Genomic DNA, 990 nt, shown 5'->3' with positions numbered 1-990 from the left:
GTTGCTCCACCGCGCCTTCGACCGGCTCGCCGGCGCGGCCGTTGCCGCACAGCGTGTCGACCTGGCCGGTGAGCAGGTTGATCCGGCGCAGCGCATGGTTGCCGGTATCGGCCACGTACAGCACGCCGCGCTCCAGCGCCAGCCCGCGCGGGCGGTGGAACGCCGCCTCGCCGATCGCGCCGTCGATGAAGTCCGCGGTGCCGATGCCGAACTGGCGCAGCACGCGGCCGCTGGTGCTGCATTCGAGGATGCGGTGATGGCCGCTGTCGGCGACGTACAGGCGATCCTCGGCCACCGCCAGGCCGGTCGGGAAGCGCAGCGGCAGGCGCGGCTCCGGCTGGGTCTCTCGGGCGTCGCGCAGGTCCTCGTCCAGCGGCAACGGCTGTCCGGCGCAGAGCGCGTGCAGCGCCTTGTCCAGTTCGGCGCCGCCGATGCCGACCAGGCGCTCGCGTTCGACACCGCTGGCGTCGATCAGCACCAGGGTCGGCCAGGCCTGGACGCCGAAGCGCTGCCAGGCGGCCCAATCGGCATCGAGCAGGACCGGCGCGGACACGCCCTGGCTGCGCAGCAGCTTCAGCGCCCGCTGCGGCTCGCGCTCGCTGTCGAAGCGCGGCACCTGCACCACGATCACCTGCAGCCGTCCGGGATTGCGCGCCTGCCACTGGCCGAGTTCGGCCAGGCGCTGCGCGCACCAGACCGAGGCGGCGTTGACGAAGGCCAGCACCAGCGCCCGGCCCTGCAGATCGCGCAGGCGGATCGGCTCGGCGTTGAGCCAGGCGCCGGACGCGGGGAGTTCCAGGGCGGCGATGGAATTCATCGGCCGATTATGCCGGAGCCGAGGTCGGCGGACAGTCGTGCCACGCTGCCGGCGGCGGCTTCGTCTACCAGTTGCCAGACCTGCTCGAACTGGGCGCTGCCGCCGGTGTACGGATCCGGAATCTCGCGGTGGCCGTGCACCCCGGCCCACGGCAGCCACAGCGCCACGCGCTC

At 73.1% G+C, this 990-nt stretch carries 1 protein-coding gene and 1 pseudogene; both read right to left on the bottom strand.

What is annotated here, in order from left to right; all coding sequences use genetic code 11:
- On the bottom strand, positions 1-817 hold an 817-nt coding region (locus D180_RS09705), incomplete at its 3' end, for a redoxin domain-containing protein (RefSeq protein ID WP_017912636.1).
- Positions 814-990, bottom strand: a pseudogene (locus tag D180_RS09700) (low molecular weight phosphotyrosine protein phosphatase); the annotation flags it as partial. The pseudogene D180_RS09700 and the gene D180_RS09705, both read right to left, overlap by 4 nt.

The organism is Xanthomonas sp. SHU 166 (assembly GCF_000364685.1).
Lineage (GTDB): Bacteria > Pseudomonadota > Gammaproteobacteria > Xanthomonadales > Xanthomonadaceae > Xanthomonas_A > Xanthomonas_A sontii.
Note: the sequence above shows the minus strand (reverse complement) of the source record. Positions and strands in the feature narration are given on the sequence as shown.